Annotated in this window: 7 protein-coding genes; 6 read left to right on the top strand and 1 reads right to left on the bottom strand. The window is 34.1% G+C overall.

The features are described from left to right. Positions 1 to 1001, bottom strand: a 1001-nt coding sequence (locus AADI82_RS12535) for an acyl-CoA dehydrogenase family protein (protein ID WP_341216769.1), incomplete at its 3' end; no start/stop codon positions are given. Positions 1002 to 1140: 139 nt separating this feature from the next. On the opposite strand from AADI82_RS12535, the gene AADI82_RS12530 reads away from it, so the two are divergent. The 6 genes from AADI82_RS12530 to AADI82_RS12505 all read left to right on the top strand — a co-directional run. Continuing rightward, positions 1141 to 2205, top strand: coding sequence for an anhydro-N-acetylmuramic acid kinase (locus AADI82_RS12530; protein ID WP_341216768.1), 1065 nt, complete (start codon positions 1141 to 1143; stop codon positions 2203 to 2205). 159 nt (positions 2206 to 2364) lie between these two features. Beyond that, the gene (locus AADI82_RS12525) at positions 2365 to 3591 is read left to right on the top strand and encodes a Glu/Leu/Phe/Val dehydrogenase dimerization domain-containing protein (protein ID WP_341216767.1); all 1227 of its coding nucleotides are present in this window, start codon (positions 2365 to 2367) and stop codon (positions 3589 to 3591) included. Positions 3592 to 3601: 10 nt separating this feature from the next. Next, positions 3602 to 4996: a sodium:proton antiporter NhaD gene (nhaD, locus tag AADI82_RS12520; RefSeq protein ID WP_341216766.1), complete on the top strand. Its 1395-nt coding sequence runs from the start codon at positions 3602 to 3604 to the stop codon at positions 4994 to 4996. Positions 4997 to 5047: 51 nt separating this feature from the next. Then, positions 5048 to 5749: a MotA/TolQ/ExbB proton channel family protein gene (locus AADI82_RS12515; protein WP_341216765.1), complete on the top strand. Its 702-nt coding sequence runs from the start codon at positions 5048 to 5050 to the stop codon at positions 5747 to 5749. A 1-nt stretch (position 5750) separates the two neighbouring features. Next, the gene (locus tag AADI82_RS12510; protein WP_341216764.1) at positions 5751 to 6143 is read left to right on the top strand and encodes a biopolymer transporter ExbD; all 393 of its coding nucleotides are present in this window, start codon (positions 5751 to 5753) and stop codon (positions 6141 to 6143) included. A gap of 118 nt (positions 6144 to 6261) precedes the next feature. Continuing rightward, positions 6262 to 6956: energy transducer TonB (locus tag AADI82_RS12505; RefSeq protein WP_341216763.1), on the top strand; the 695-nt coding region annotated here is incomplete at its 3' end.

The following is a 6956-nucleotide window of genomic DNA, read 5'->3' as shown; positions in this document are numbered from 1 at the left end:
GCTTCAACCGTGTGTTCCATCGCCACTTTTGAGGCATATAGTTTAGCCATCGCACTAGACATGTCGTAATTGTTTCCTTGGTCTTTATCCCAAGCGGCTTTCATAACTAAATGTCTTGCTGCAGCAATTTCGGTATGCATATCGGCAAGTTTAAAAGCAATCGCTTGATGGTTGCAAATCTCAGTGCCAAAAGCTTTTCGTTCTTTAGAATACTTTAAAGCCAACTCATAAGCACCTTGAGCAATACCAAGTGCTTGCGATGCAATACCTATCCGTCCGCCAGATAAGGTTTTCATAGCAAAGCGAAACCCGAAACCATCATCGCCAATGCGATTTTCCTTGGGTACTTTTACATCGTTAAACTGAAGGGTGTGCGTATCGCTTCCGCGGATACCTAACTTATCTTCTTTTGGTCCTACGTGAAAACCTTCAGTTCCTTTTTCAACAATAAAAGCGTTTATACCATGAGACCCTTTGTCTCGATCGGTTTGAGCAATTACTAAAAATACATCGGCACGTCCACCACTTGTAATCCAGTTTTTTGTGCCATTAATAATGTAATGATCTCCTTGGTCTATGGCTGTAGTTTTTTGAGATGTTGCATCACTGCCAGCTTCGGGTTCACTTAAACAAAAGGCACCTATAAATTCGCCAGTAGCTAATTTGGTTAAATATTTTTCTTTTTGAGCTTCTGTCCCGTAAGCTTCAAGACCATAACAAACTAGTGAATTATTAACCGATACAATTACAGAAGCTGAGGCATCAATTTTCGATAATTCTTCCATAATAAGTACATAAGAAATCGCGTCCATGCCACTGCCACCATATTTAGGATCTACCATAATACCCATAAAGCCTAAATCGCCCATTTTACGAACGAGCTCATTAGGAAATTCTTGTTTGTTATCGCGTTCAATAACATCGGGAAGTAATTCGGTTTGTGCAAATTCGCGAGCGGCATCGCGTATCATTAAATGTTCTTCAGAAAGGCTAAAATCCATAATTCGTAATTAAAATCTAGTTTTTGTAAAAAATATTTACAAATATAGCCTTTAATTGTGAATTCTTAAAAATTATAGTTTAGTTTTCGCTTGCATATTCTTTCATAATTTTATTTAAGATGATTACTTTTACCTTACTATGATAAAATCGAAATTTAACGTTATTGGGGTGATGTCTGGTACGTCATTAGATGGTATAGATTTAGTGTTTGCAACATTTGATTATGATAACGCTTGGCATTTTGAAATTAATCATGCTGAAACCATTGCGTATAATAATGAATGGCACCAAATTCTTAAAAATTTAGTTTTATATACTTCAGATAAGTTATTGCAAATAGATAAAGACTATACAGTTTATTTGTCCAATGTTATCAAAAGTTTCATTCAAAAAAATAATATAAAAAATATAGATGCTATATGCTCACATGGTCACACCGCTTTGCATCAGCCTAATGAAAAATTAACGTATCAAATAGGTAATCAACCCAATATAGCCAAATTACTAAACAACAAAGTTGTTTGCGATTTTAGAGTGCAAGATGTTAATCTTGGAGGACAAGGTGCGCCATTGGTGCCTATTGGGGATAAGTTGTTGTTTTCAGAATACGACTACTGTATTAATTTAGGTGGTTTTGCTAATGTGTCATACGAAGCTGAAAACAAGCGAATTGCCTTTGATATTTGTCCGATAAACATTGTATTAAACCATTATGTAAAACAGCTTGGATTTGATTATGATGACGAAGGAAAAATAGCTTCAACAGGAACTATAAATAATAAATTATTGAAACAATTAAATGCTTTAGATTTTTATAAAGAAATTCCACCAAAATCATTAGGATTAGAATGGGTAAATAGCCATGTTTTTTCTTTAATAAATTCGTATAATTTAGAGGTAAAAGATGTTTTAAGAACTTTTGTTGAGCACGCTGCCATTCAAATTGCCAATATAATTGGTAAAGAAAATCAAAAATTGGTCTTGATGACCGGCGGTGGTGTATATAACAAGTTTCTTATTGAGAGGGTTAAACAGCATTCCAAAAATAAAATTATAATACCTTCTAAAACCATTATAGAATTTAAAGAAGCTTTAATTTTTGGCTTTTTAGGGGTATTAAAATTAAGAGACGAAATTAATTGTTTACAAAGTGTAACTGGAGCAAAAAAAGACCATAGTTCTGGTGAAATATATCTGTCATAAAATTTATTGAAATTTAATATTAAAGGGCTTTTAGTTTTTTATATTTGTTAAATTAATAATTTAAACACTTTTCGTATGAATCAGCTTTAGCTTTGCTTAAAATAGAGAATACTAAACACAGAAATTTTAAGCTAAAAAAAGAATCGATTATTATAAGGAATGAAAGAATTATTAAAAAAATACGAAAATAAAGCACCAGAAATTATTTTTAATTGGAAAGACGCTGAAACAGAAGCTGAAGGATGGGTTGTTATTAACTCACTTCGCGGAGGCGCAGCAGGTGGCGGAACAAGAATGCGAAAAGGGCTGGATATGAATGAGGTTTTGTCTTTAGCAAAAACCATGGAAATTAAGTTTACCGTATCTGGACCATCTATTGGTGGTGCAAAATCTGGTATTAATTTCGACCCTAAAGACTCTCGTAAAAAGGGCGTGTTAGAGCGTTGGTATGCTGCAGTGTCTCCACTACTTAAAAGTTATTATGGAACAGGAGGCGATTTAAATGTAGATGAAATACATGAAGTTATCCCTATTACAGAAGAAAGCGGTGTTTGGCATCCGCAAGAAGGTGTTTTTAACGGGCATTTTAAACCTACCGAAGCCGATAAAATTAATAGAATTGGTCAGTTAAGACAAGGTGTTATTAAGGTTATTGAAAACCCAATATATTCTCCAAGCGTATCAAGAAAATATACAGTAGCCGATATGATCACTGGTTTTGGTGTTGCTGAGGCTGTTAAACAATATTACAATGTATATGGTGGAGACATTACTGGGAAGCGAGCGGTTATACAAGGTTTTGGTAATGTAGGTGCAGCAGCAGCATTTTATTTATCTCAAATGGGGGCTAAAATAGTTGGTATAATAGATGTTGTTGGCGGATTAATTAAAGAAGAAGGCTTTACATTTGAAGAAATTACTAACTTGTTTTTAGCTAAAACAGCAAATACTTTAGTTGCTGAAGATTTAATCCCTTTTGAAGAGGCTAACGAGAAGATTTGGTCTATTAAAACCGAAATTTTTGCACCATGTGCTGCATCAAGATTAATTACTATTCACCAAATTGATGAGATGATAGATAGTGGGTTGGAAGTTATATCTTGTGGAGCTAACGTGCCTTTTGCAGATAAAGAAATTTTCTTTGGTCCTATAATGGAGCATACAGATTATAAAGTGAGCTTAATACCAGATTTTATTTCTAATTGTGGAATGGCTCGTGTTTTTGCCTATTTTATGGAACGCCGTGTGCAAATGACAGATGAAGCGATATTTAACGATACATCAAATAAAATTAAAGAAGCCATAGTAAAAGTTTATAATAAAAACCAATCTAAAACAGGAATAAGTGCAACGGCATTCGAGATTGCCTTAAGTCAACTAATATAAAACCAAATTTATGGAAGCAGCAATTATTTTAGTATTTGTAATGGGCTATTTAGCCATTACCCTTGAGCATAGTATAAAAATAGATAAATTAATTCCTGCTCTGGTCATGATGGCTATTTGTTGGGCTTTAATTGCTTTAGGTATTGAAGGCTTCCCTCAATGGTTCGATTCATCTAAACATTCACTAATGGAAGGTTTTGGGTCGTTAGCTTCCGAAGAGAAGATGCACTTGATGGAAGAAACGCTCTTGCATCATTTAGGTAAAACTTCAGAAATATTGGTGTTCCTTTTAGGCGCAATGACCATTGTTGAGATTATTGATTATTTTGATGGTTTTTCAACTATTAAAGACTTTATTAAAACTAAAAAGAAAAGCAAAATACTTTGGATTTTCGCCATTTTAGCATTCATTTTATCAGCTATTATAGATAATCTTACAGCAACTATTGTACTTATTTCAATACTTCAAAAAATTGTAAAAGACAGGAGTGTTCGTATTTGGTTTGCAGGTTTAATTATTATTGCTGCTAATGCTGGAGGCGCATGGTCTCCAATAGGCGATGTAACAACAACTATGTTATGGATTGGTAAAAAAGTAACCACGAGCCATTTAATAGGCTATTTATTATTGCCGTCTTTTTTATGTATGGCAGTACCAACATTTATAGCATCATTTTTACCAGCATTTAAAGGGGATTTAGAAATTGAAGAGGAAACTGAAATTAAGCGAAAATCTAAGTTTAGTAGCACGATGCTGTATCTTGGTTTAGGTGCGATTGTCTTTGTGCCAATTTTTAAAATGATAACGCATTTACCACCTTATGTAGGTATGATGCTGTCTTTAGGAGTTGTTGCCATTTTTGCTGAAATTTATAGTAACTCTAAGTTTAGTATGACCGATCATGATTCGGAAGAAAGTGATGCTCATGCTTTACATAGTCCTGTACATCATTCCTTATCGAAAATTGAATTGCCAAGTATTTTATTCTTTTTAGGAATTTTAATGGCAGTTGCAGCTTTAGAATCCTTAGGGATATTATTTAATTTTGCAACGTCGTTACAAGATAATATGCCACAATTGGGTACAGAATTACATCCAGGAGGTGTATCAGATTTAGTAGTAATATTATTAGGTTTTGGATCTGCGGTAATAGACAATGTGCCATTGGTTGCAGCTAGTTTAGGCATGTTCTCAGAACCTATAGATCATGAATTGTGGCACTTCATAGCGTTTTCTGCGGGAACGGGAGGTAGTATGTTAATTATTGGTTCGGCAGCAGGCGTTGTAGCTATGGGGATGGAAAAAATTGACTTTTTCTGGTATTTAAAAAAGATTGCTTGGTTAGCTGCAGTTGGATTTTTAGTAGGTTCGGTAGCATTTATGTTTACTAGAACCTTGTTTTAATATACTTTAACAAAAAAAGATACGTTATACAGTTGCAATAAATTTAATTATATGCTAAATATTTTATTACTAAACATACAAGAGGGGACAGAACTGATCACAGACGAAGAATCAGTTGAAAAGACACTTTCAATTATTGAATTAATTAGTAGCGGAGGCGCTGCCGGACAGGTTATAATTGCTATTTTGTTTTTACTACTTATAGTTGCATCATACATTTATTTTGAAAGATTATTTGCTATAAAAGCCGCATCAAAAATAGATGCTAATTTTATGAATCAAATTAAAGATCATGTAAGTAATGGTAAAATCGAATCGGCTCAAATGCTTTGCGCACAAGTGAATTCGCCTGTTTCAAGGCTTATAGGAAAAGGAATTTCTAGAATAGGTAAGCCACTAGCAGATATTAACACAGCTATTGAAAATGCTGGACGTTTAGAGATTTACGGCTTAGAAAAAAACGTAAGTGTTTTGGCTACCATTTCTGGTGCAGCACCAATGATTGGGTTTCTTGGTACGGTAGTTGGAATGATATTAGCAATATTTGAATTGGCTAATGCAGGAGGAACCATTGAAATGGATGTTTTAGCAAGTGGTTTATATACCGCTATGACAACCACGGTTGCAGGTTTAATTGTTGGTATTATTGGGTATATTGCTTACAACCATTTAGTAGTTAAAACGGATAAAGTAGTATACCAAATGGAAGCTAATTCGTTAGAGTTTTTAGATCATTTAAACGAACCTACGTAATATGAACTTTAGAGGAAGAAATAAGGTTACACCAGAATTCAATATGTCGTCAATGACAGATATTGTATTTTTGTTACTTATATTTTTTATGATAGCCTCCACCTTGGTTACAACTAATGCTATTGACATTATTTTACCAAAAGCTAGTGGTAAAACCGAGAATAAAAGATCGGTTGCGGTTAGTATTAAAAAGGATTTAACTTATTATATAGATCAAAAGCGAGTTGGGATTAGCGTTTTAGAAAATGAGTTATTAGCAGCATTATCATCACAAGAAAAACCAACTATAGTTTTAAGAGCTGAAAAATCAGTACCCGTTGAAAATGTTGTAAAAGTGATGGATATCGCTAACCGAAATAAGTTTAAAGTTATTTTAGCGGTAAAACCTAATTAAGCAGAAAGTCACAATAGAATATATCAGCCTGCATTGAGCGCAGTCGAAATGTAGTAATTTTTCTAATTAAAAACAGGATTTTGTCTCTGTCTTACTATTATAAAGCAATATTATAAAAATGAAATATTTTGAAACCATACACGAAAAGAATTCTGCTAGAATCACAGCGTTGATTACTATCATTCTTTTGGTGCTATTGTTTGTGGTAGGTACAACCTACATGGATCCTCCAGAAGAATATGGTGTTGCAGTAAATTTTGGAACAACAGATTTTGGTAAAGGCAATGTTCAGCCTAAAAAGCCTGTAAAATCAACACCTCAAAAAATAGAAGAGCCACCGCAACCCGATGTTGCTAAAGCAGAACCAACAAAATCATCAGAAACTAAAGAGGAAGTTTTAACTGCAGATAATTCAGAAGAAATAGCCATAAAAAAACAAAAAGAAGCCGAGGCAAAGGCAAAAGCAATTGCTGATGCTAAAGCGAAAGCTGAAGCCGATAGAATTGCTAAAGAAAAGCGTGAACAAGAAGAAAAAAAGAAAAAATTAGATGCTTTAATCGGTGGTGTTAGCAAATCTGAAGGTAGCGAAACTGGTAGCGAAGGCAACGATAATAAGGCTGGTGATAAAGGGCAATTAGATGGCGACCCATATGCTCCAAGTTATTTTGGTGGCAAAGGCTCAGGAACTGGTGGTGTTGGTTACGGTTTAAATGGTCGTGGAAGAGCAACATACAAAACACTTAAACAAGATTGTAATGAATCAGGAATGGTTATCGTTAGAATTGTTGTTAATAGAAATGGTAACGTAGTTGA

Source organism: uncultured Wocania sp. (assembly GCF_964021735.1).
In the GTDB taxonomy this organism is placed as follows: domain Bacteria; phylum Bacteroidota; class Bacteroidia; order Flavobacteriales; family Flavobacteriaceae; genus Wocania_A.
This window is presented reverse-complemented; position numbering and strand designations above follow the sequence as displayed.